At 41.0% G+C, this 25137-nt stretch carries 15 protein-coding genes; 5 read left to right on the forward strand and 10 right to left on the reverse strand.

What is annotated here, in order from left to right; translation table 11 throughout:
- Positions 1 to 351 precede the first annotated feature (351 nt).
- The 3 genes from QWZ08_RS15750 (at position 352) to QWZ08_RS15760 (ending at position 4639) form a co-directional block, all read left to right on the forward strand.
- Positions 352 to 2424, forward strand: a complete 2073-nt coding sequence (locus QWZ08_RS15750) for a DUF4331 family protein (protein WP_290338439.1) — start codon at positions 352 to 354, stop codon at positions 2422 to 2424.
- 159 nt (positions 2425 to 2583) lie between these two features.
- Positions 2584 to 3945, forward strand: coding sequence for a tetratricopeptide repeat protein (locus QWZ08_RS15755; protein ID WP_290338440.1), 1362 nt, complete (start codon positions 2584 to 2586; stop codon positions 3943 to 3945).
- 13 nt (positions 3946 to 3958) lie between these two features.
- The gene (locus QWZ08_RS15760; protein ID WP_290338441.1) at positions 3959 to 4639 is read left to right on the forward strand and encodes a HupE/UreJ family protein; all 681 of its coding nucleotides are present in this window, start codon (positions 3959 to 3961) and stop codon (positions 4637 to 4639) included.
- Between the two features lie 13 nt (positions 4640 to 4652).
- Here the strand turns inward: QWZ08_RS15760 and QWZ08_RS15765 are convergent, their stop codons facing one another.
- The 8 genes from QWZ08_RS15765 to QWZ08_RS15800 all read right to left on the reverse strand — a co-directional run bounded on the left by QWZ08_RS15765 (position 4653) and on the right by QWZ08_RS15800 (position 15827).
- A complete protein-coding gene (locus QWZ08_RS15765) occupies positions 4653 to 8150 on the reverse strand; it encodes a DUF8818 domain-containing protein (protein ID WP_290338442.1) in 3498 nt (1165 codons plus the stop codon).
- Between the two features lie 129 nt (positions 8151 to 8279).
- On the reverse strand, positions 8280 to 9044 hold the full coding sequence (locus QWZ08_RS15770) for a succinate dehydrogenase/fumarate reductase iron-sulfur subunit (protein ID WP_290338443.1): 765 nt from the start codon (positions 9042 to 9044) through the stop codon (positions 8280 to 8282).
- 76 nt (positions 9045 to 9120) lie between these two features.
- A complete protein-coding gene (locus QWZ08_RS15775; RefSeq protein WP_290338444.1) occupies positions 9121 to 11097 on the reverse strand; it encodes a fumarate reductase/succinate dehydrogenase flavoprotein subunit in 1977 nt (658 codons plus the stop codon).
- A 137-nt stretch (positions 11098 to 11234) separates the two neighbouring features.
- Entirely contained in the window at positions 11235 to 11948 is a 714-nt protein-coding gene (locus QWZ08_RS15780) for a succinate dehydrogenase cytochrome b subunit (RefSeq protein ID WP_290338445.1), read from the reverse strand.
- A gap of 118 nt (positions 11949 to 12066) precedes the next feature.
- Positions 12067 to 12630: a hypothetical protein gene (locus QWZ08_RS15785; RefSeq protein ID WP_290338446.1), complete on the reverse strand. Its 564-nt coding sequence runs from the start codon at positions 12628 to 12630 to the stop codon at positions 12067 to 12069.
- Positions 12631 to 12778: 148 nt separating this feature from the next.
- Positions 12779 to 14002 (reverse strand): T9SS type A sorting domain-containing protein, encoded by a 1224-nt coding sequence (locus tag QWZ08_RS15790; RefSeq protein WP_290338447.1) that lies wholly within the window; start codon positions 14000 to 14002, stop codon positions 12779 to 12781.
- A gap of 77 nt (positions 14003 to 14079) precedes the next feature.
- Positions 14080 to 14892 carry an N-acetylmuramic acid 6-phosphate etherase gene (gene murQ / locus QWZ08_RS15795; protein ID WP_290338448.1) on the reverse strand — a complete coding sequence of 271 codons (813 nt, stop codon included), beginning with the start codon at positions 14890 to 14892 and terminating at the stop codon, positions 14080 to 14082.
- A 77-nt stretch (positions 14893 to 14969) separates the two neighbouring features.
- On the reverse strand, positions 14970 to 15827 hold the full coding sequence (locus tag QWZ08_RS15800) for an N-acetylglucosamine kinase (protein WP_290338449.1): 858 nt from the start codon (positions 15825 to 15827) through the stop codon (positions 14970 to 14972).
- A 110-nt stretch (positions 15828 to 15937) separates the two neighbouring features.
- Between QWZ08_RS15800 and QWZ08_RS15805 the strand changes: the two genes are divergently transcribed.
- Entirely contained in the window at positions 15938 to 17524 is a 1587-nt protein-coding gene (locus QWZ08_RS15805; protein ID WP_290338450.1) for a S41 family peptidase, read from the forward strand.
- A 135-nt stretch (positions 17525 to 17659) separates the two neighbouring features.
- Entirely contained in the window at positions 17660 to 19015 is a 1356-nt protein-coding gene (locus tag QWZ08_RS15810) for a pyridoxal-phosphate dependent enzyme (RefSeq protein WP_290338451.1), read from the forward strand.
- Positions 19016 to 21078: 2063 nt separating this feature from the next.
- Here QWZ08_RS15810 and QWZ08_RS15815 read toward each other — a convergent pair.
- Together QWZ08_RS15815 and QWZ08_RS15820 are read right to left on the reverse strand one after the other, a co-directional pair.
- On the reverse strand, positions 21079 to 23295 hold the full coding sequence (locus QWZ08_RS15815; RefSeq protein ID WP_290338452.1) for a carboxy terminal-processing peptidase: 2217 nt from the start codon (positions 23293 to 23295) through the stop codon (positions 21079 to 21081).
- Positions 23296 to 23520: 225 nt separating this feature from the next.
- Positions 23521 to 25137, reverse strand: coding sequence for a serine/threonine-protein kinase (locus QWZ08_RS15820; protein ID WP_290338453.1), 1617 nt, complete (start codon positions 25135 to 25137; stop codon positions 23521 to 23523).

Here is a 25137-nt window from a genome sequence, read left to right on the forward strand (position 1 = left end):
AGGCAGTCTTTTTATACTTACGTATACATTTTGTACAGGGATTTATTAATAGAGAACTATGTTTTCCATTTGCCAACGATACCCCTTTCATAAAAATCAACATCGCCAAAAAAAAGTTTAAAAAATAAATAAAATGTTAAATCCAATATTTTATTAAACGCGTACATACAATGAGCTCACCATTTTAAAGCCTCTACGAAAACAACAATCAATTATTAGGAAGAACTGCATGCCACGTTTGTACCCAATGTACATGCATCACTCTGCCACCTAATCCGCACACTTGCCAAACTTTTATTGCCTTGCTTCCCTGCATGCAGGAAATTATTTTTCAACAAAAAACTATTCATTATGAAAAGAAAAATTTCGGCAGCTATTCTGCTTATGGTTATGCTTGTAAATACCACGGCACCTGCGTTTGCGTCATCGCACCGGGAGGCGCCGCTCATTGCCAATGACCCGTTGGCAGATAATACAGACGTGTATGCATTTCGCAGCCCCGATGATCCAAACAAAATTACCATCATTGCCAATTATGTACCCGGGCAACTGCCACAGGGCGGTCCCAACTATTACCAGTTTGGAGAAAACATCCGCTATGAAATTCACATTGATAACAATGCGGCCACAAAGGGAGATGATATTATTTACCGTTTCACCTTTGATAAAACCAATGAAGACCCTACTACTTTTTTCAACATCAGGCTGGGCAAACAAAATTTGAAAACCACTTACAGGATGGAGAGAAGCACAGATGGTGGCAGAAGTTTTCAAACGGTTATCCGGGATGGAATGGTGCCGCCGCCCAATATTGGCCCACGTTCTATCAGTTCACCTGTAGGGTTGAATGTGCCGGATTACAATACGCTTATCAACAAAGCCATTACCACTTCCCGCACGGGTGAAAAGGTTTTTTGTGGCCCCGCAGATGATCCCTTCTTTGTTGACCTCGGTGGTATTTTTGATTTGGGAGATGCGCCCCGCACAACCGGCAGTCCATCAACCGACGGATTAAAATGCCTGAACGCTTCTACCATCGCTTTACAGATTGATATCAGCACGTTGCAAAAAGAAGGCAAGCCGGTAAGTAAATGCACCAGCATCCTGGATCCCAATTACGTGATTGGTGTATGGGCAAGTGCCAGCCGTCAGAAAATATCCATCTTAAGAGAAGACGGAAAAGGCATCAGAACAGAAGGCCCCTGGGTGCAGGTGTCAAGACTCGGCATGCCACTAACCAACGAAGCGGTTATACCAATTGGTTATAAAGATTACTGGAACTCCTTAACACCTTACGAAGACCTTTCAAAACTAAGCACATTTGGAAAATTCTTTTACAATCCGGAGCTGGCCTTGTACATGGACGATACTTATTTTGGAGGCGCCGTACCGGCACTGGCTCCATTGCGTATCCAAAGAAATTCACTGGGCGCATTCGGCTTTGGCAACAATCAGAATGGCCTGTATGGTTTAAAAGGCAATGCCGCGTTGAATGGTACAGCCCTGTCTGAGTCTGCCTTTGGCGGCCTGTTACTTCCGGCTCCCAACTCTCCCCGTTCTGTTGATTTATGGCCCATCTTTCACACCGGTGTTCCTAACCTGCCACCTTATCAACTGGCAACGGGCAAGGCTGGAAATCCACTGGCAAAAGGCAAACCTTTTATCAATAATTTTTTACCCAACGGTGGCGACATGCTGAGATTGAATATGGCAGTACCCCCTACACCAAGAAACAGCAGCCAGTTCAGTTCCCTCGGATTGGTACAGGCAGCGGTATTGGGTTTAACTGATCCTGCATATAATTCTACTGATATCCAAAACATTCCCAACATGGATGGCTTTCCTAACGGCAGAAGACTGGAAGATGATGTAACAAGAATTGAATTGCAGGCCGTAGGTGGTGTTGTACTGGCAGCTGTTGGTTTGTGGTACGATGATTATATACCTGGTCCAAGCGCCAGCCCAGTTACACCTAACCTGTTAAAAGTACTCACTTACACAACAGGCATTGAAGCAAATGATGTGGCATTCAAAACATCTTTCCCTTATGTGCAGGCGCCGTTTGCAGGCAATTATATTTGTCCATGTAATACACCGAACAATGCGAGAACAAGCAACACCATGAGAAGTACCATTAATTCCGGTGGATTATCTCTGGCAGCTCCTGAAGTTTTTGCAAGGGTTTCTCCCAATCCTTTTGTTGATAACGGTACCATCACCTACCGCCTGGATAATAGCGCCAATATTAGTATTTCGCTGGTAAACGAACAGGGACAACAGGTAAAAATGTTGGTTAATAAAAACCTTACCCCGGGTACTTATACTGAAAAATGGAACGGCAAAGATTTAACCAGGGGCGTGTACTTTATAAAAGTGGTTAAAGATGGTGAAGTGAAACAAACCATTAAAGTGATGAAAGGATAAGGTTAAAAAATAAGATTGTTTTAAAAGCCCGTAGCGCTGACTGTAAACTTTTCTATCCAAAGTAGGCGAATGATTACGTAACGGTGCTCAATGTTTCGCTGCGGCTTTTAGAACAATCTTTTTACACTTTTTATTTTCCCAAAAACAAAACCAAACATCATGAAAAGAAATATTTTATACACTTTGTTGATTGCAGTATGCATCTGTTGTGCAGGGTTTATTGTGATACGATACCAGCACAAGCAAAAGAAGATGGAAGCCATGGTATACACATTGCTTCCACGAAAGGGACTGCTGGCTAAAACAGATGAATGGCTTGTGACACAAAAAAATGTGGCAGTGCTGCAACAAAAAATTAAGGCAAATGCTGCTGATACCAAATCAACCATTGCGCTGGCCAACTATTTTATTTTAGAGGCCAGGGCAACCGGCAACTATCCCTATTATGATATGGCTGCAATGAAACTGGTGAATAATGTATTAAAGACTGATGCTGCCAATTTTGAAGCCCTTACATTGAAATCAGTGATCTACCTGAGCCAGCATCATTTTGCAGACGGCCTGGCAACAGCAGAACATGCCGGCAGCATTATTCCTTACAACGCCTTTGTACAAGGCATACTGGTTGACGGACATGTCGAAATGGGCAATTACGATTCTGCTTTGGAATGCGCACAGAAGATGATGGACATCAGGCCAGACCTGCGCTCCTATGCACGGGCATCTTACCTGCGTGAAATTTTCGGTGATTACCCTGGTGCCATTGATGCCATGAAACTCGCCATTGATGCCGGAGCGCCGGGAGATGAAGCTACCGAATGGTCAAGGATTCAGTTAGGACATTTGTATGAAAACACAGGTGATTTGAAAGCCGCCGAAATGAGTTATCAGCAGGCATTGGCAGAGCGCCCGGGTTACATGTATGCGCTTGCAGGCATGGCACGCATTGCAACTGCATCAAAGGATTATAACAAAGCCATTGACTATTATCAGCAGGCGGCAAAAGATGCCACCAGCAATAGTTTTATGCAGGAGCTTGCCAACGTTTATTACCTCGCCGGACAAAAAGAAAATGGTACTGCAGTAACAAAAAAACTGGTTGAAGATTTGGATAAAAATGCAAATGCAGCCAACAGCGATGAAAGCATCGGACACTATGCTGATAAAGAACTGGCCTATGCCTATCTCTCTGCGGGCAACAAAGAAAAGGCACTTGAACATGCACTGATGGAATATAACCGGCGGCCAAAAAACATTGATGTAAATGAAACACTGGCCTGGATGTATTTCGAAAACAATGAACCAGGTAAAGCCTTGCCATACCTCCGGGAAGCGATGAAGACCAACAGTAAAAATCCAACACTGTTATGCAGGGCGGGATTAATTTTCGCAAAAAATGGCGACACTGTTAAAGCAAATAAATACCTGCAGGATGCCGTACAAAATAATCCTAACATAGATGAAACGCTTAAGACGGCTGCATTACAACAGATTAAGAGTTTCGTAAGTTTTAGTAAATGATAAAATATTTACCATGAAAGATTTTATTGTACCGGCTTACAGAAAGTGGGTGATCCTGTTAACAGTCCTCTTTTTTTCACCGCTGCTTTTTGCACACAGCATTAATTATGCCCTGCAAAATGCACCGGCAAAAGATGTGGTTTGGTTTTATACAAAGCTTGGTTTCACTCACATCATTCCAAAAGGTGCGGATCATATTTTATTTGTAGTGGGACTGTGTTTGCTGAGTACAAATATCAAGACGATGTTGTGGCAGGCCACCGCATTTACCGTGGCACATTCTATTACGCTTGCATTGAGTATGAAAAATATTTTTGTAGCACCGGCACCTGTTGTAGAACCCATCATCGCTTTATCCATCGCATTTGTAGCTGTAGAAAATATACTGGTCACCAAGCTGAAGCCCTGGCGGATTGCTGTTGTTTTCTTGTTTGGGCTAATTCACGGAATGGGTTTTGCCAGCGCTTTAAATGAAATTGGTTTGCCGGCTGACAAATTCTTTACCTCCATTTTATCCTTTAACCTGGGCGTAGAACTGGGGCAGATGACGGTTATAGTGGCGATGTTTTCGCTGGTGATACTTCCTTTGAAAGATAAGGTATGGTACAGGGGAAGAGTAGTGTATGGCCTGTCATCCATGATTGCGTTGGTAGCTGGTTATTGGGTTGTTGAAAGAGTGCTAATGATTTCCTGATATAGGCCATCTGCTAAAAGATTGCCCGGATGGTTGCACGCCCGATGTGTACGACCCTTGCTGTGCCTGGCTTACGGCCATCGTATTGCACACTCATTTCAATATTACCAGCGAGGCGTTTGGTGTATTCCAGGTTCCACAAATAATTTTTACCGGGCAACAACCCTTCCAGCATAATATATCCAACAGTAGAATTAGGCGATGCACTGGGATCTTTCGCTGAGAAGCTGATGGTATTAACCGAGAACTTTCCGTTGATGGTGCTGTTGGAAAGCACATTGTATTTTACTTCTGTATTGATGGCATTATTGGTCAGTTTTTCAAAAAAGCCGACCGTATTTTTTTTATCGCTGAAACTGTAAGATGCTGTTACCCGTAGGTCACTACCATGCGTATAACTTACTGCTGGTTCGGCCACTTTTTGCTGCACGCTGTAATTCCTGTTATCAAACTTGGGCGAATTCAATTCATTGTTAATAGACTTTAAAGTTATACTGGTAGTGATTTTCCGGTTAAAATTGAATCTTGCCTTATAAGTGATGTTCGTCAATTTCCTGCTTTCGAATCCATACGTCAGCAAAGATTTACCACTGTTCTGGCTATGCGTTATATCCATACCCCATTTGCTGCTAACGCGGTTAAAGAATAACGAATTCGATAAAAAAGAACTCAGGGTAAGCAAGGTAGTATCAACCAGTTTTTTTGTAAAAGGATTGAACTGAAAACTGCCGGTAGAGATATCTTTTTTATTGATCTGCATAGAAGAGGATGTGCTTAGCCTGCTCAACAGTTTTCTAAACCCTTTGGCTTTAGCCGCATCTATTATCGCTCGTGGACTGATATCAACGCTGTAATTAAACGTTACATAATTAGCCTTTACATATTGATTGGTAGGCGTATTTACACGGATGTATTTTCGCTGATCAGGGAACAAGGCAATTTCAAATTCATTCAGTTCTGCAATCCCGTTGTTATTATAATCATTCCAGGTATATTCGCCCTGGCCGGCCGGCACTTCAACAAAAGTGAATTCTCTTTTTTGCTCCTGCCCTGCTCCCACTTCATATAAAACGTTTCCTGTAACCAGGCCCTTCCATTCATTGATAAAATATTCTGAGCGGCCGAGCAAACTTTCATCCGCCTTTTGCGTGGTAAGCAATGGGTTAACAATTTGCAGTTTGCGGTAAGTCAAATTGAACTTAAACTGGTGATGCTCATTTTTTAACAAGGCGGTTGTTACACTAAAATTATTGCTTTTATCTGCCACTGATAATTTTTTTACCACGGGGTATAAATCGCTCCGGGTAAAATAACTGATGCCCCATTTATTGGGCTTTACCTCATCTGATTTTACATACACCTGCCAGGTATGAAAGGCAAAACTGAAAGGCGATAAGGTATCATATTGCTTGTTGGTAACTGCATTGTGCTCAGCTGAATAATTTCCACCTATTACCAGGTTGTTGAATTTCTTAAACTGCTTGTTTATATCAACCGAAGGACGCAGGTAACTGAATTTTTGTAAAGGAGAATTGCTGCTCGTGATGCTAATTTGGTCAGTCAGCCTCCAGCCATGAATGCTTGAAAAATGATTGAATGCCTGCCGTACGCCGCTGAATTTATCACTGCGGCTGTATTGGGTAACTTCATATTTCACCTGGTTGCCGGCACTGTCTCTTAGCTGGAACGCTGCATTGGCAAGACTTTCATCAGCGGGAGCTACGGTATAAGGCAAACTCCAGTCGCGGTTAAATTCTACATTGCGTAAACGCTCCAACGGAGTGAAACGTCCCTGCACATATTCGTATCCCAGGTTGGTTTGCAATTCCAATGCCTTTTTAAAAAGATGCACTTTTTTCCCATCCTGTATCAATTGTACTTTTGCGGCTACGCCATTGTCATTGCTTTTATCCTTGCTGCTGAAAAGATTGATGTCATAATTACTCACAGCAAATTCTGTTTTGATACGCGTAGTTGCATTGATGCTGTATTCGGCCCCTACTGTAATCAGTTGCTTTTTCTTGGGAGTTACCAATAAAATAACCGGTTCCCAGTCGCCCTGTTTTACATTGGCTGCATTGGGAGTAACCCATTTAAATACTTTACCATTGGTTGCGGTGTACAATTGTACATAATTACCCTTCCCGGCACCGAGGTAGGTAAAAGCCAGATTGTATAAAGTGTTGTTGTTCGTAGTGTCATACACATAAATAGAATCGTGTTGCGTGGTATTAAAAACCGAATCTATTTTACGGTATAATATTTTACCCGTTGCAAATGTATCCAGTACTGCTCCTCTATAAAAGGCAGTATCAATGCCATCGCCTACATCTGCTAAAAATTGTTTTTGCTTGCTATCCAGTGTTTGGTTAATGGCAGAATTTTTTGCGTCCTGGTTGGAGAAAGCGCCGATACTCAGCACCAGTTTTTTATTGATGGTTACTTCATCGTTTACATACAAATTAGAGTTTAAAAAGTTACGGTCTGCATACTCAAACTCCACCTGTATGCGCTTGTCTTTTGTAACCATCCGTTTGGGTGTAAAAGTCAGTTCCGCCGTATTGTAGTTGATTACGTAATCCTGGTCTTCGCCCCTCACCAGCAGTTCGCCATCCATAAAAACTCTTTCTGTACCAGCCAGTACAGTAAAATACAATTCATTGCTGGCGCCCTGTAGTCGGTACGGGCCCTGGTTTCCCTCGAGCGGAACCAATACATTGCGGTTAAATTTCCCCTTGGCAACAGAGCCACTCAGCAACAGCGAATTGCTCACATGTTTATTGATTTTATTGTCTGTCAAAAAAGACATCCCCTGCAATCGTTTGTAAAAATTGAGAAAATAGTTTTTACTCTGGCGGATATCGATATCCCCAAAATTCACCTGCCAGTTTCTTTTTTTTACCTGCAGAAACACTTTATCAAAATCACGCAGATCCTGCGTATTGCCATCTGGCTGTATAGGAATATTATTGTCAGTAACAGCTGCTGTTAATTCCAGGCTATCACCAATAAAACCGTTGAGCTGTAAATTTAAACTTGAGTTAAGCACCGCATCCTGGCTGTTGCCAAACGAAATACCCCGGCCGAAACTACCATTGTAATTGATGTCGCCAAAATCAAAGAGGGCGTTGGCCTGCTTGCCACCACTTTTGAAAATATAAGGCCGTTCGGCGATGAAATTATTGCGGATACTATCATAGTTAAAATGCCGGGAAGCTGCGTTTAGTTTCGTTGGGAAAACCCGGTAACTGATTTCTATACTGTCTGTTTCCGGCTTTTGTATCCACGTTAAACGGGCATTGATTTCATCCAAAATATACTGGGAAGGATATACATTTTTGATATGGAATGTACCGGGGACAACACTGAGGCTATCGAAACTGTTACGTGTATTGCTGACAATAATTTTTTTATTTCGGAGGTTGGAGACGGGGGATAGTATTTTTTGCCCCACGGATAATTGTACAGTCAGCAGAAAGATCAGCAGCAGATATATCCTTGGAGATTTCAAATCAGGCTTTTAGATTTCGGTATTTAAAGTTAGTATTTATTGCGCAACAGCTTTTGAGTGTTCCAACGCCGGTACAAATAAAAAAACCTTCCGGTTAAAGAAGGTTTAGCCAATATATAACGTATAAATTTATTGTTCAGTACTTAACCCGGCAGAAAGATATTCACGGTTTAAACGGGCAATATTTGAAACTGAAATTCCCTTGGGGCATTCTGCTTCACATGCATAGGTATTGGTACAGTTACCAAAATTTTCCTTATCCATCTGGGCCACCATATTCAACACCCTTGATTCCCTTTCCGGTTGTCCCTGCGGCAACTGCGCCAGCTGGGCCACTTTTGCACTCACAAACAACATGGCGCTGCTGTTTACACAGGTTGCAACACAGGCGCCGCAACCAATACAAGCCGCTGCCATAAAAGCATTGTCTGCGTCTTTTTTATCAATCGGCAATGAGTTGGCATCAACCGCATTACCTGTATTTACAGAGATATAACCACCTGCCTGGATGATGCGGTCAAACGAACTGCGGTCTACCATTAAATCTTTTATTACCGGAAAAGCCTTGCTGCGCCATGGTTCTACCACAATGGTATCGCCATCTTTAAAAGCACGCATGTGGAGCTGGCAAGTAGTATTGTTTGTCCACGGCCCGTGTGCTCTTCCATCAATGTGCATGCTGCACTGACCACAAATTCCTTCGCGGCAGTCATGATCAAATGCAATCGGATCATCCCCTGCTACAATTAACTGCTCGTTTAAAACATCAAACATTTCCAAAAACGACATCTCTGATGAAATATCTTTTACCTGGTAGGTTTCCAAAGAACCGGCAGACTGATTGTTTTTTTGACGCCAGATTTTTAACGTCAGATTCATATTGTAATGTTCCATTTTTGAATGGTTAAATTGTTGTATTGGTTATTGTTGAATTGCTGTATTGATGAATGGTTGTATTGTAATTCATCAATTATTTATAAGAACGCTGTGTTGGTTTCACAATTTCAAATTCCAGTGGTTCTTTGTTCAGCTGCCAGTTACTTTCTCCCTTGTATTCCCAGGCAGAAACAAAACTGAAATTTTCATCATCGCGTTTTGCTTCGCCATCTTCTGTTTGTGATTCTTCCCTGAAATGGCCACCGCAGCTTTCCTTTCTTTCCAACGCATCTTTGCACATCAACTCTCCCAGTTCAATAAAATCAGCCACACGCCCTGCTTTATCCAGTTCAGGGTTAATGTTGTTGATTTCTCCCGGTATTCTTACATCGCTCCAGAATTCTTTTTTCAATGCCTGGATTTCCGCGATCGCTTCCTGCAATCCTTTTTCGTTACGGGCCATCCCGCATTTATCCCACATAATTTTACCAAGGCGTTTGTGAAAACTTTCCACTGTTTGTTTGCCTTTGATGTTCATGAGTGTGTTGATCCTGTCGCTTACTGCTTTTTCTGTTTCTGCAAAAGCAGGATGTGTTGTTGGAATGGCTGGTGTGCGTATTTCATCGGCCAGGTAATTACCCAACGTATATGGTATTACGAAGTAACCATCCGCGAGACCCTGCATCAAAGCAGACGCACCCAAACGATTGGCACCGTGGTCGCTGAAGTTGGCTTCACCCAATGCGTACAAGCCTTTTACTGTTGTTTGCAATTCGTAATCAACCCATAATCCACCCATGGTATAATGCACCGCGGGGAAAATACGCATCGGCATCTCATATGGATTTTCACCAGTAATTTTTTCATACATTTCAAACAGGTTACCATATTTTTCTTCCACTACGGCTTTACCTGCTTTTATGATTTCCTCCTGCGAAATAGTCGTATTACCCTGTTTGCCCAATTCAATTTTACCGTATCTTAAAATCGCATCTTTAAAATCAAGGTAAACCGCCAGCTTTGTTGTACCTACGCCATAGCCTTCATCACATCTTTCCTTTGCTGCCCTTGAAGCCACGTCGCGTGGTACAAGATTACCAAATGCAGGATATCTTCTTTCCAGGTAATAGTCCCTTTCTTCTTCAGGAATATCTACTGCCTTACGTTTTTCGTCTTTTTGTTTGGGTACCCAGATGCGGCCATCGTTGCGCAAACTTTCACTCATCAAAGTAAGCTTGCTTTGGTATTCGCCACTCACCGGAATACAGGTTGGGTGAATCTGTGTAAAGCAAGGATTACCGAAGAAGGCACCTTTTTTATGTGCTTTCCATGCAGCCGTAACATTGCTGCCCATGGCGTTGGTGCTTAAATAAAATACATTGCCATAACCGCCGGTACATAATAACACAGCGTGACCAAAATGTTTTTCCAGTTCTCCTGTCACCAGGTTTCTTGCTATAATTCCTCTCGCCTTTTCATCAATCATTACCACATCCAGCATTTCGTGGCGGCTGTACATTTCAACCGTACCCAACGCAATTTGCCTTTCCAATGCACTGTAAGCGCCCAGCAATAATTGCTGACCTGTTTGGCCCGCAGCATAAAACGTACGCTGTACCTGGGTTCCACCAAAACTACGGTTGCTTAACAAGCCGCCGTACTCCCTTGCAAAAGGAACACCCTGTGCCACACACTGATCAATAATAGCGTTGCTCACTTCCGCAAGGCGATGCACATTTGCTTCTCTCGCCCTGTAATCACCACCTTTTACCGTATCATAAAACAAGCGAAAAACAGAGTCGCCATCATTCTGATAATTTTTAGCTGCATTGATGCCGCCCTGGGCTGCGATACTATGCGCCCTTCTCGGACTATCCTGGAAACAAAATGCTTTTACTTTATATCCCATCTCTCCCAGTGAAGCTGCGGCAGAAGCTCCGGCCAGCCCGGTGCCTACTACAATTACTTCAAGCTTACGTTTGTTGGCAGGATTTACCAGCTTAACGTGCCCTTTATAATCGTTCCACTTTTCATTCATTTCGCCGGCAGGAATTTTTGAATCGAAAGACATAGTATTGTTGATTAGGTGATTGGTTAAAACTATTTTACAAGGTGTTGTAATACGATTGTGTTAGTTGCTAATATATCAGAGACGTATTGGTACAATTTTATTTGTTGTGAGTTAACTGACTATAGTTGCTGAAATATTTAATTAACCCAGTGCAAATAAAAAGCCAGTGGCATCAATGCAAACAATAAGCAAATAACAACTGAGTAAACAACGCCTGCGCCTTTTATAATGGGTGTATATCTTTTGTGGTTTACACCAAACGTTTGAAACGCACTTTGAAAACCATGCAACAAATGCCAGCAAAGCGATATCACGCCAAGTATGTAAACAACAACAATTAATAAATTGTTTTCAAACACCAATTTCATTTCTGCATATAAATTGTGTACTTCTTCATTGTTGTATGTTGCAAGACTTGTTTCGTCCAGTGCTTTGATACCAGCCATTCCACCAAACCTGGATGGAGTCCAGAAATGATATAAATGCAATACAAGGAAAATAAGAATCAGCGTTCCAAGCAAGCCCATGCTTCTACTGTACCAGGTACTATTGGCGGCAGAGTTTTTTACAACGTATTTTACCGGCCTGGATTTATTGTTTTGACTCCATAAGGTAAGTCCTTGTACAATATGCATGATTAAAAATAAAAACAAACCCAGTTCCATAGTGCGAACGATTAAATTAGAACCCATGAAATGGCCCCAATGGTTAAACGTTTCGCCACCATCATTAAAAAAAATCATGGCGTTTATGCCGCAGTGAACTATTAAGAAAGTGATAAGGAAAATACCGGTAAGCGCCATTATGAATTTCTTGCCGATTGAGGAGGTAAAGAATAATTTCCAGGTCATATAGCTTGGGTTATTTTAGTAAATTGATGCAAAAGTACGTCAGTAAGTCTCAAAAAATTATTTTATTGAAATTATTTAAGCAATACTTTTTGCCTATATCAGTCATGCGATGTGATATTTAATTTAATTGTTTAATCATCCAGTTGTCTACTTGCTGAAAAACCACTTCCGGTTTTAATGTTCTCCATTGCGGGAAATCCAGCAACGCTACATAGTTGGTCAGTCGTGCTTTTTTAAAATCATACTGGCTTTGAGAAGGCATATTAATGACCACTACCCAGCCTCCGTCATCTTCCAGTTGCTCTCTCCATTCTTCATAATAACTATCATCGCTGCTGTGAAAATTCAGCACATTTTCAGCGATGAATATAAATTTGAAAATACCCTGCACATACAAAATATCGGTGATGTCCCGGCGCAGTGTCATGATATCATTTTCAATTGCATCGTTCCATTCACCCAGTAATTCTATAATGGCAAAGTGCTGATCATAATCCACAAAAATAATTTTCATGTATAATGTTCTGCTACCAAATTCATCCCACTGCGGATGGATATAATAATTGTAAACTGTTTGGGAAAATTCAAATTCGCTGTACTCACGTCCATAAAATGGAGACCTGTCATCGTCTTCGGCGATGTACAAATGACGCCAGTTATAATAAGGTTCTATATTTTGCATACAATAAAAAAGCGCTGCACTGCCATAACCAAAATAAAAAATATTGTTGTAGCAAAATTAAATCATCGTGCTGATAAAATGGTTTGTTTATAAAAAAAGCTGCAATCAATGCAGCTTATTATTTACAACAACAATGAAGTAAAACCGGCTATTCTACAACCAGTTTTTCGGTGAATGTAACCTCTTTATTTTGATTTAAAATGTTCACCATGTAAGTGCCCTTTGGTTGCTGACGGGCAAAATTAATGGTGGTTGTTTGTGGCGCTTTGGTAAGGCTGACAACTTTTGACTGCAGGGTTCTGCCGGCGAGATCCGTAACTATTACGGTGTATCGTCCAACATTTTGCCCAGCTGTTAAAACCCTGAACTGAGAACCGGTGACAGGGTTAGGAAAAATTTTTGCATCACTAACAGTTGAAAGCGGCAGCAGCGATTTTGCAAGCGAATTTCTTTCTGCATCAGCTTCCTTCTGTAATAAAAAATTACCATTGGCCAGGTCAGATGCATTGAATGGACTTTCTGTGCTCACAACTTTTACGGCTGAAAGATCTTTCATATTCACTTTGTACAGGCCCTCGAAAACATTGGCACTGCTTACCACCATATTACCAGCATCATCCACGGCTGCACCGTTGGTTGTAAAAGTGGCAGGCAAGCCGGTAATGCCCCCTGTAAATTTTGCCGTCCTGGCTGCTACATCAATACTGAAAATATTATGGCTTGCTGTTACAATTACAAGTTTGCCAAAAGCATCTGCCACCATGTCTCCGCCCCAGCTGGAGCATTTGTTATGGATAGAAATGCCTTTGTTTTCTGCAGCATCAATTACCGGCCCAAGGTCCTGCACATTTACGCTGCCGCCCGTATTAAAACGCAGCAGGTGGTTGGCATCATTTGTTAATGCATAACCATAACCATCGGCAGCAATTACCATGCGGGTGATTTGGTTTTCTTCTGTTTGAAAGGCACCGCCTGCAGGTTTGGCGAGGAGGTTGGTTTTAACTGTGGTAAATCTTGCATCGGACTGGTTCAGGTCTAAATAATTTATATCCGAAAAATGGATGGGAGCAAAATATAACCTGTTGTGTGCAACATCCAAAGCACAAGCCGCCACGCCAAAACCAGTCGGGTTTGCAGTAGCTTTTCTTGCCTCATTGCTGTTATCTGAGCCTGTGATTTTAAAAGGCGTTTTATCTGCTTCAAACAACGTCCTTATTACTTTGCCGGTAGCAAGGTCAACTTGTTTTATATCTGCCCAAAAGAAATTATTGTTTGGCTTGCCTGTAATGGCATACGAAGGCTTTGAACTTTGAGCTTTGCTGAGAAAAGCAATCGTAAAAAAAACAGAAAAAAGTAGAAGTGTACGTTTCATAATGGTGAGTTTTGTTCATGAACAATGTCTTCGTAAATTAGACAAAATTCCCATCAAAAACAAACAGGAAAGTCTTATCAGGAAGCTTTATTTTCCAGTGATTTTTTTACGCTGCCATATTTTATTAGTAATGCTTTTGCATCCGCATAGCTAATATTTAATTTATCCATCACCATCCGCACTCCCCTGTCAATTAATTTTTCATTGGTGAGCTGCATATTTACCATCGTGTTATTCTCCACCCTGCCCAGCTGAATCATCAGTGTGGTGGAAATCATATTTAATATCAGCTTTTGCGCTGTACCGCTTTTCATCCGGGTGCTTCCGGTAATAAATTCAGGTCCTACAATAACCTCAATAGGATAATCGGCTACTTCACTTACCGGTGCATTCAAATTACAGCTGATGCTTCCGGTAATAATATTCCTGTTTTTACATTGCTGCAAAGCGCCGATAACATAAGGCGTTGTTCCGCTGGCGGCAACACCAATTACAACATCCCGGTCGCATACGTGGCACTCCATTAAATCTTTCCAGCCCTGTTCATCATCATCTTCCGCAAATTCTACGGCCTGCGTAATGGCTTTGTAACCTCCGGCTATTATTCCAATGACCAGGTCGGGTGATACACCAAATGTAGGCGGGCATTCGCTCGCATCCAAAATACCCAACCGTCCGCTGGTACCTGCCCCAATGTAAAAAAGGCGCCCTCCAGCCAGCATTTTATCTGCGATCGCTTTTACAAGCACTTCTATTTGCGGCAATACTGCTTCTACCGCGGTTGCTACTTTTTTATCTTCTTTATTGATGTTGCTGAGTAATTCTGCCACCGGCATTTTTTCGAGATGCTGGTAATGGGAGCTTTGTTCGGTTATTTTCTGGACAGCCATTGTATCGCTTTTTATCAACGTCCCCGGCATTTATAAAGTGCCGGCGTTTGTTCCTGAGGTTTTGATGAGGTAATATGTTAACCGGTGATCATTTTTTGCTTATGGTACTTTACCAACCCATCCATAGGATTTTTTAATACCCTGCCTAACTGCAATTCATAGGTGTCGCACATATCTTTTAAAATATCCCTGAAGCCATAGGCTACGCTTCCAATAAAATGAATGGGCATTATCCAGCTTTCCCTGTATTTGTACAGGTGATTAAAAAAGAAATCATTAAAACCATCTTCAATGATATTTTCTATCATAAAGTGACCGCGGTTTTCTACCAGGAACGGTACAAAGCCCGCCAGGTACCGGTTGGGAAGCGGTTGTTTGTAAACGGCATCCAAAATTTCTGCTGACGTGGTATTGTACTTTGCATTAAACCTGTCCATCAGGTCGGGATCAAATGTATTGTACAAATAATACTGCACCACTTTTTTCCCCAGGTAAGCGCCGCTGCCTTCATCGCCTAAGATATATCCGAGTCCGGGGCTGTTCTTAATAATTTTTTTTCCATTGTAATAGCATGAATTGGATCCTGTACCCAGTATGCAGGCAACCCCTTTCTGATCGCCACACAGGGCCTTGGCGGCTCCCATTAAATCGTGCGTTACTGTAATTTTTGCTTTTGGAAAAGTTGTCTTTAAAGCCTTTGTTACCAATTTTGCATTTTCCGGATTGATACACCCCGTACCATAATAATATATTTCGTCGGGCTCATGCTCTTTTAATTTATTTTTTAACTCTTTAGCCAGCAGCTGCTCAATTTCTATGGTATTCAAAAAGTAAGGGCTGATGCCTTGTGTTACAATTTTCTTCTTTTTATCCCCATTTATCAAACACCACTCTGCCCTGGTTGATCCACTGTCTGCTATTAAAATATTTGCCATTATTATTATTTATTATTTGGAGGTTTAATTTATTAAAGCTCAAGTTAATTAAAAAACACAACGACGGCATTCATTATAATTCAATTATTTTCGTGTTTATAAGTGTATATATGAACAAGAAAATTCAGGTTTGGTTACCACTGCTTTTTAGTATTACGATGATTGCGGGTATGATGATTGGGTATAAAATGAGAGACAATATGCCGGGCAAAAATTTCTTTTCAACCGATAAAAGAAGGCCGTTACAGGAAGTGATGGATTTGATAGAAACCAAATATGTAGACAGTGTAAAGACCGCCGAATTAACAGATACCGCCATTGCTGCTATCCTGGGCAAGCTTGACCCACACTCTGTTTTTATACCAGCAGATGAACTGCAAGGTGTCAATGATGATATCGCTGGCAATTTTTTTGGCATTGGAGTGGAGTTTAATATTTTTAACGACACCATCAATGTAATTAATGTAGTACCAGACGGGCCAAGCTTTAAAGCGGGTATAAAGACCGGCGATAAATTCATTAAAGTAAATGAAACGCCGGTAGCAGGTAAAAAGATTACTGGCGACCAGATCAGGAAACTATTGCGGGGCGACCTTGATACCAAAGTAGTAATTACTGTTTTGCGCGAAAGCCAGACAATACCTTTTACCATTACCCGTGGCATGATACCTGTGAGCAGCGTGGATGCCAGTTATATTATTGAAAATGGCATCGGCTATATCCGGCTTAATAAATTCTCCCAATCAACTTACAGGGAATTTATGCAGGCGATGGAAGCATTGCAAAAGCAGGGGTTAAAAAAATTAATACTTGATTTAAGAGGCAACGGCGGCGGTATTTTGGATGAAGCCACCTCAATTGCCGATGAATTTTTAGATGGAGACAAATTAATTGTTTATACCGAAGGTACTCACTTTGCCAAAAAAGAATACCGTTGCAAAAGACCGGGACTATTTGAAAAAGGGGAATTAGTAGTACTGGCAGATGAAGGCACCGCAAGCGCTAGTGAAATATTAATTGGTGCCTTGCAGGATTGGAACCGTGCTACCATCGTGGGAAGGCGCAGTTTTGGTAAGGGGTTGGTACAGGAGCAATTTGATTTGAGTGACGGCAGCGCTTTAAGGCTGACCATTGCAAGATATTATACTCCGATTGGACGAAGCATCCAACGCTCCTATACCAATGGCGGCAAAGCTTACTATGAAGAAGTTGCTAACCGGTTTCACGATGGAGAAGTTAATTCTGCCGATTCTGTTAAACATGACAGTACTAAAATGTTTAAGACTCAAAATGGTAAAATTGTATATGGCGGAGGCGGCATTACACCAGATGTTTTTATTCCGGTTGACACGGCAGATTTTAGCGCAGCCTTTGCAAAAGTGTTTTACAGGGGCCTGGTAAGCGACTTCGGCTATCATTATTACCTGCAAAATGCAACTCAGCTAAACAGCTTTAAAACAACATCCGATTTTATAAAGAATTTCAGTTTTACCGAAGATAACTGGAAACAATTTGTATCGGCCGCTGCAAAAGATTCCATACGGCTGGACACCATTTCTGAGAAAGAAAAAGCAAGCCTTATTGCACGCATTCAGTCTTCTATTGCAAGACAACTATGGCGCAATGAGGGACTTTACGAAACACTCAATACAAAGGACAAAGCCGTCTTGAAATCAGTTGAGCTTTTGTCCAGATAACGTGTCTGATATTTATTAATACTTTTTCAGTATGCTGTTTGATGATGCAGTACTTGCAGCTATCAGTCTCATCTTTAATCAGCGGTTATTGCTGTACCTGCAGAATAAAATTACCTTAGCATCAAAATAAAAATCATGTGGCTTAATAATATTTTAGAGACCATTGGCAATACGCCGCTTATTAAATTAAATAAGATCACCAAAGATTTGCCTTGTACGGTACTGGCAAAGGTGGAATATTTTAATCCCGGCAACAGCATAAAAGACAGGATGGCGTTGAAAATGCTTGAAGTGGCCGAAAAAGAAGGAAAGATAAAGCCCGGCGGAACTATCATTGAAGGTACCAGCGGCAACACCGGAATGGGCCTTGCATTGGCAGCCTGCGTTAAAGGCTACAAATGTATTTTCACCACAACAGATAAACAATCCAAAGAAAAGGCGGATATTCTAAAAGCCGTAGGTGCAGAAGTAATTGTTTGTCCCACGAATGTAGACCCTTCGGATCCGAGGTCGTATTATTCGGTTAGCAAAAGGCTGGCAACTGAAGTTCCCAATAGTTGGTATGTAAATCAGTATGACAATTTAGCCAACAGACAAACACATTATGAACAGACAGGTCCGGAGATTTGGGAGCAGACTGAAGGGAGAGTTACGCACCTGGTTGTAGCAACTGGTACAGGTGGAACTATTGTTGGCACAGGTAAGTATTTAAAAGAGAAAAATCCTGATATTAAAGTTTGGGCAATTGATAGTTATGGATCTTTGTTAAAAAAATATTTTGAAACTGGCGAACTGGATCAGAAAGAAGTTTATCCCTATATAAGCGAAGGATTTGGCGAAGACTTTGTGCCTGCCAATTATGATATGAGTGTTATTGACGCCTTTACAAAAGTGGCAGATAAAGATGGTGCTTTGATGGCACGGCGGATAGCAAAAGAGGAAGGTATCTTCTGTGGCTATAGCGCAGGCAGTTGTCTCCAGGGAATGTTACAATTAAAGAGCGAGCTAAAAAAAGACGATGTTGTGGTACTGATATTCCACGACCATGGCAGTCGCTACGTTGGAAAAGTTTACAATGATGAGTGGATGCTTGAAAGAGGATTTTTAGAAATGAAAACTTTTAAAGACCTCATCAGTGGTCGTGGTACGCAAAGACTGATTACTTTAAGCTCCGGGCAAACCGTAGCCGAAGCCATCGACCTGATGAAGGAATATGATATAGAAAATATTCCGGTGCTACAAGATGGCGCCACAATTGGTGCTATATCAGCAAGCGGATTGTTTAATAAAATCCTGGATGATGCCAATGTGAAATGGAAAAAAGTGGAATCAGTACTGGAAAAAGCCTATCCGGAAGTAGCTTTCGACACGCCAGTAGAACGTTTAAGCGCCTTTATAAACAAAGAAAATGGTGCAGTATTAAGTCGTGACGAAGCTGGCTCGCTACATATTGTAACAAAGTACGATATAATTCAGAGCCTTACTAAATAAAGTGAAGAGTTCCGTTATTTAGTTGTTGTTTATTGATTTACAATCTAGTTGTAGATTTTATTCCATTATAAATAATAACAAACGGGATAACAAATAATTTATATAACAGTAATTTTACGGTTTAACAATGGGATAATTCCTTCGGTTTTTTCGGTATCCGTGTTCGCTGCACAGTATTTACTGTACCCAAAAAATAGCGCAAGAATGCGCTTGTCTAATAGCTGGATCTTTTGCATTTTTGTATCAGAAGTTGATTGATAGGAATTAAATATCAATCTCGTCCAATATCCTGATAAACCGAAAAAATAGCTAGAATCCAACTAATCGCTGAAAAACTACCTAATCCAATATCAGTCAACTTCTTTTTATTTTTACGTTTTTCAAACTAATTGATATTGCAACATCCAGTGCAAAAACCAACAACGAATTCCTTTGAAGACACAAGATCCAACATGCCGAACTTACGCAATAAAAGCGATGATGGTTCAAAAAGCTAACCCTGAGACCAGCCAAATCATTTACAGGTTTGATCTGGAAGCGCTAACCACGCAAAAAGTGTAACCCCTGAAATTGCCGGCCTTGCCGGAAACATCTTACTTCCACACGCCCATCAAACAGCTGTGGAAGTTTTTTTTAAGGTTCACTTTAGTGTAAAACCAGGTTTGTAGCAAGTTTGCTGATTTCTACGTAGATATCCTACTACACAAATGAATAAATACGCTACCCTGCGTAATTAATGAACGATAAAAATAGCGTAATGCTGCTCTTGTGAGGGTAGTGTAGGTATCGCATCTTTGTATCAGAAAGTTATGGGTTGAAAAATCAAAACAATCTGATCCAGCAAAACAAAAAAACAGTAATCGATTTCCTTTGAAAACTGCAACATTCAACATCCTGAAACTATGCTGTTAAAAGCGACGATGTTTCAAAAAACCAAAACCAATATCCCGGATCTATGCTGTTAAAAGCGACGATGATCAAAACCAGTAAACCAATATCCTTGTCTATGCTGTTAAAAGCGATGATGACTTGAAAGACCAACAAAAAACCAATATCCGGATCTATGCTGTTAAAAGCGACGATGATCCAAAAACCAACAAACCAATATCCTAGCCTATGCTGTTAAAAGCGACGATGGCAAAAGACCAGAACACTGAAACCAGTAAATTGATTCAACACGATTTTTCTGGTAGGTAGCCCGCAAATGTAATCCTGAACAGTCAGTTGCGGCTGACGCACAAAATCTTACTTCCACAGGCTATGAAAAACTAGATAGCTGTGGAAGTTTTTATTTTAGCGCCCCCCATTTATCCATGCATCCGCTATTATTAGTAAAAGTCCGTGCCTGTTTCACGGAAAAATACGCCCCGGAAGGTAATTCATGCAATCATAAAAATGAGTACAGGTGCGCTAGTTTAGTACATAAAAGGTTCGGATATTTGTATCAGAAAGTCAGGCTAAAAAAACCAGGTCTTTCTTTCCAGAACAATCCAAAACAAAAGAACAATCCGTTTCCTGAAAGATCCGAGTCTATGCTGTAACAAGCGAGAATGCTCAAAAACCAATATCCCGGAACTATGCTGTAAAAAGCGATGATGATCCAAACTTTAAATCAATATCCTTGTCATTTACCCAAAAGGCGTTCATGACATGAAGAACCAAAAAGCCAATATCCCGGAACTATGCTGTAAAAAGCGATGATGATCCAAAACCAATGACCCAATATCCTGGCCTATGCGTAAAAGCGATGATGGCAAAAAAGACCGAATACTGAAACCAGACAATTCATTTAAACTGATTTTTCTGGAGCGTTTACCACGCTAAAAGTAAATCCCTGAAATGCCGGCCAGCCGGCGAGCAAAATGTTTCTTCCACAGACTATGAAGACTAATAGCTGTGGAAGTTTTTTTATTTATTCCATTCGGTTTTATTTCCGTTTTTTCAGGTGCACATTTATTCCCCTCAATTAAAAGTTACTGGCGAATTTATATTATGAATGGGCGTGTCACAATAAAAAAGACCGCTTCAATCGAAGCGGCCTTGATGCAAAATAGCTATTTAAACTAATTCTGTTTCTTTGATTCTGCAGATGCAGCATTTACAGCGATATTCGTTTGATTGATCATATTGTTCATCACCTTTACGGTTTCATCTACATAAATGTCTCCTTTTAACCTGTCTAAAAACTGCTTATTTCTGTCCATCCTGTCCTTATCAGTACCCAAACCGGTTGTATCTGCCGGATTGTTCAATACCGTTAATTCTTTAGGCAATTTATATAAACTGTCCAATTGTTTGTAAGCTGTTTTCATTTGCTGAAGATCAGCCTTGTATTTTGTAAGATTCAGTGACACTTCTTTATCATTCTTTTTATCTATCCATTCAATTTGTTGTTTCATTGACTGGAAGGTGCTGCTGGTATTCACCTGATCTTTTGCTGCGTTAATAACAGCATCCGAGCTGTAGGTACTAACCCATGGGTGGTAGTCTGCCTTGTTAATCTCATCCCAGTTTAAGGCTGCATCATTGTCTTTTTCCCTGGATTTAAAAAATTCATACCTGTCGGGAATTACTACATCCGGTGTAACGCCCTTTAATTGAGTGGCGCCTCCGTTAATGCGGTAAAATTTCTGCAGTGTTAACTTAACAGTTCCCAGATCTTCTGTGTTTTTTGCAAAAGCAGGATTTTCTGCTTCCGGATTTAACGGGATAGTGCGTTGTACTGTTCCCTTTCCATAAGTTGATGTACTGCCAATGATAATACCGCGTTTATAATCCTGGATAGCCGCCGCGAAAATTTCAGAAGCAGAGGCACTGCCTTCATCCACCATAACTGTTAAAGGGCCACTGTATAAAATGCTTTTATCCCTGTCTTTCCATAAATACGGCTGCTTTTCGTCTCTTCCCCTTACCTGGCAAATAGGACCATCTTCAATAAACAATCCTGCCATTTTTACCACTTCAGGTAAAGATCCGCCGCCATTACCACGCAGGTCCATCACAATACCTTCCACATTTTCGGCTTTTAATTTTACAATTTCTTTGGCCACATCTTCGGAGCATTTTGCACCATTGGGTTTTTCAAAATCCATGTAAAATTCCGGCAGGTAGATATAACCAATCTTGTGTTCTCCTTTAATAATAGCACTTTTGGCGAATGTATCTTCCAGTTTTATCTCGCCTCTTTTTAAGCTTACTATTTTTATACTACCATCGGGTTTACGAACGGTCAGTCTAACTTCTGTTCCTGCTTCAGAACCTCGGATCAGTTTTACAGCATCGGTGACAGCATAGCCGGTTACATCAACCGGTTCTGCATTACCCTGGCCGATTTTTATTACTTCGTCGTTTACACCTATCTCGCCAGATTTCCAGGCGGGCATTCCAGTTATAAGACTGGCAATTTTTATTTTACTTTCTTCTTCTTTTAATTGAGCACCGATACCATAAAATTTTCCACTCATCATTTCATTAAAACCACGACTATCAACAGGTGCAAAGTAATTGCTGTGCGGATCCATTTCACCTGTTATTGCATTTACAAAAGAACTGAACAACTCGTCATTCGTGTTATGCGTTTTAAGCGTAGTGAAATAACGGTCAATTTGTTTGCGGATCATATCTCTTGCTTCTCTTTCCAGGGTGGAATCTGCTTTATAAACAAACTTTTTGGGGGCTGCCTTTCCAAGGGCTCCGGCGCTATCTGCAGCAAACAAAGGCTTTTTATTTTTATTGGCTTCCCGGTCATCCAGCATATCAGAGTATTTGCTAAGCACCATATACTTTAAACGCTTGCGCCATGCTTCTTTTTTATCAGCTTCTGTTTTGGGATAACTTAATTTATCACCATCCAGCAAAACATTTTCATCTTTAGTAAAATCAAATGGTTTGCTCAGGAGGTCGGTAAAATACTGTGATGCCTGGTTGAGGCGGCGGGTATAACTGTCATTTATTGCATAGAATGATTCCAGTTTAGCACCATGAATCTCATCATCTATCCTGTTTTCAAACTTTGAAAAACTGTCAATATCACTTTGCAGAAAGATACTTTTATCTTCATCCAGATCTTTTACAAACCGGTTCAGCACCTGTTTGGAAAAACTGTCATTGATATTTTTTGGGCTGTAATGGCCCTGTTCCAGCAACATTCCCACATTGCGCAATATCTTTTCATTTTTTGTCTTTGGATTGTCTCCTCCCCCACGTCCCTGAGTTTGAAAAGCTACGAAGAGGCTTGCAACCGTTAACACCAGTAAAACCGGTAAAAATTTTTTACTCATAATAAACTGCTGGATTTTAAGCATGATATAAAATTAACGGAAAAATGATTGTGTTTATTGGATTAACAACTGATTAAGGTCTAATGTTTTCCTAAAAATTGATGAGTGGCAATAATTCTGCCATATATCGGTCTGAATCGGTTTCGGCCTGAAAATGAAAAAGCGTTTTGCACTTGCAAAACGCCCGCTTAACAACCACCAAAACTCACTTTTACAATAGAAAAACTAATAGTCGTTGGCAGGGATAAAATCCTTTTTCAATAACCAACCCCTCGTTTTTGTACCATCATCGCCCTTTATTTCTACATACACAAAATCATTTTTTTCATCAAGAGTTGTAAAATTTACAGAGCCGGAAGTTAAATAAACATTGCGTCGGGTGGTTTTGTCCGGCATATCATAAAAATAAGCGGTGTTAATTACCTCATATTCGTTTATTGCATGATGCTTCTTTCTATGCGACGTGGAATCTCCCGTCACGCCCGTTTTTTTAACCGGTTTAAGATGTTCGCCTGTAGTTGCACTTGCATTTTTAGCCCACTTATTTTTTATTTTTTTGTCTGGTTTATTTGCTGCTACGAGCGATGAATCTGCAGGAATTATTGGTGGCTTATCATTCAGCTGAGCCCCAACTTCAGCTTGATTTTCCTTACCCGGATTGTAGAATTTGTTGTACGCGGTAAAGCCAGTTAAGCCTAGTGCAACAAGTAGCACCACAAAAAACAATGGTTTTGAAATTCCACCTCGCTTCTTAAGACTTGAGTGATATAATTCCTTATCCTTCGCTTCCACCTGGTACTGCAATTCGCTCAGCAATGCCTCTTTAGCCGCCAGCTGATTTTGTAAATTGTTTATTTGGCTCCGCCAGGTCAATTCATCAATTGACATTATGGGTGCTTGTATTACAGAAACAGGAATGTTTTTTTTCCTTTCCTCCGCCAGCGCTCCTTCATGTATAAACTCCTGTAACTCACTGCCATTTTTAAAGCGTTTGGAAGGACTTTTTTCGAGACACTTGTAGATCATCGTAATCAGCCACAATGGAATCTGCATTTCTCTTTCCTGCTTCTCGCTGTTCCATAAATCGCTGATGGCTTCGCGGCGGAGCGTGATGATATCCGGCGGCAATGTTTCCATGTGTGCCAGCATTACCGCGTTTCTCGCCATCTCGCCTTTGTTGGTTAAAGGAAAGGGAACGATGCCAGCCAGTAGTTCAAAAAGGATAATGCCAAAACTATAGACGTCGGTCTCAAACAATGTCTCGCCGCTGCTTTGCTCGGGTGCCATAAATTCAATGGCGCCGGCATAGCGAATGCTGGTACGTCTTTGTTCATCTGACATTACAGACAAACCAAAATCCAGCAACATATAATTACCGGTACGCTGATTGAATTTTACGTTGTTGCTTTTGATATCACCATGCTTGATATTTGCCCGGTGACAGTGGGCCAATGCATTCGCTAACTGGTCTGCAACCTTGATGGTTTCCTTCACCGTAAACACAGGTTCATAAGGCGGTTTTAGCAATTCACCCAGGTCGGGGCCTTCTATATATTCCATTTCAATGTAAGGCAAATTGCCGGAACTGGTAATGCCCGAAGCAATAATGCTGACTACATTCGGGTTGGGAATTTCATTTACCTTTTTTAATTTCTGCACTTCATTCTGAAAAGAGGCAAAATGTTTGTCATCTTCCGTTTCGCTGGCGATGGGTGTTGGGATGATTTTTATTGCCGTGATGATTTCACCGGTCTTCCTGGCCTTATACACAGAGCCCTGTCCGCCCGATTTTAATGCACCGAGATTTTCCAATCCTTCTGTTATCGTAAATACTTTTGCCAT

Origin of the sequence: Ferruginibacter paludis (assembly GCF_030409685.1) — a bacterium.
Classification (GTDB): domain Bacteria; phylum Bacteroidota; class Bacteroidia; order Chitinophagales; family Chitinophagaceae; genus Ferruginibacter; species Ferruginibacter paludis.

What these genes read in the sequence shown, in the direction of transcription:
- QWZ08_RS15815 (WP_290338452.1), bottom strand. Translation starts at nt 23,295, where the DNA reads ATGAGTAAAAAATTTTTACCGGTTTTACTGGTGTTAACGGTTGCAAGC.
- murQ (WP_290338448.1), bottom strand. Translation starts at nt 14,892, where the DNA reads ATGGCTGTCCAGAAAATAACCGAACAAAGCTCCCATTACCAGCATCTC.
- QWZ08_RS15780 (WP_290338445.1), bottom strand. Translation starts at nt 11,948, where the DNA reads ATGACCTGGAAATTATTCTTTACCTCCTCAATCGGCAAGAAATTCATA.
- QWZ08_RS15800 (WP_290338449.1), bottom strand. Translation starts at nt 15,827, where the DNA reads ATGGCAAATATTTTAATAGCAGACAGTGGATCAACCAGGGCAGAGTGG.
- QWZ08_RS15770 (WP_290338443.1), bottom strand. Translation starts at nt 9,044, where the DNA reads ATGGAACATTACAATATGAATCTGACGTTAAAAATCTGGCGTCAAAAA.
- QWZ08_RS15750 (WP_290338439.1), top strand. Translation starts at nt 352, where the DNA reads ATGAAAAGAAAAATTTCGGCAGCTATTCTGCTTATGGTTATGCTTGTA.
- QWZ08_RS15760 (WP_290338441.1), top strand. Translation starts at nt 3,959, where the DNA reads ATGAAAGATTTTATTGTACCGGCTTACAGAAAGTGGGTGATCCTGTTA.
- QWZ08_RS15785 (WP_290338446.1), bottom strand. Translation starts at nt 12,630, where the DNA reads ATGCAAAATATAGAACCTTATTATAACTGGCGTCATTTGTACATCGCC.
- QWZ08_RS15790 (WP_290338447.1), bottom strand. Translation starts at nt 14,002, where the DNA reads ATGAAACGTACACTTCTACTTTTTTCTGTTTTTTTTACGATTGCTTTT.
- QWZ08_RS15775 (WP_290338444.1), bottom strand. Translation starts at nt 11,097, where the DNA reads ATGTCTTTCGATTCAAAAATTCCTGCCGGCGAAATGAATGAAAAGTGG.
- QWZ08_RS15810 (WP_290338451.1), top strand. Translation starts at nt 17,660, where the DNA reads ATGTGGCTTAATAATATTTTAGAGACCATTGGCAATACGCCGCTTATT.
- QWZ08_RS15805 (WP_290338450.1), top strand. Translation starts at nt 15,938, where the DNA reads ATGAACAAGAAAATTCAGGTTTGGTTACCACTGCTTTTTAGTATTACG.
- QWZ08_RS15820 (WP_290338453.1), bottom strand. Translation starts at nt 25,137, where the DNA reads ATGGCAAAAGTATTTACGATAACAGAAGGATTGGAAAATCTCGGTGCA.
- QWZ08_RS15755 (WP_290338440.1), top strand. Translation starts at nt 2,584, where the DNA reads ATGAAAAGAAATATTTTATACACTTTGTTGATTGCAGTATGCATCTGT.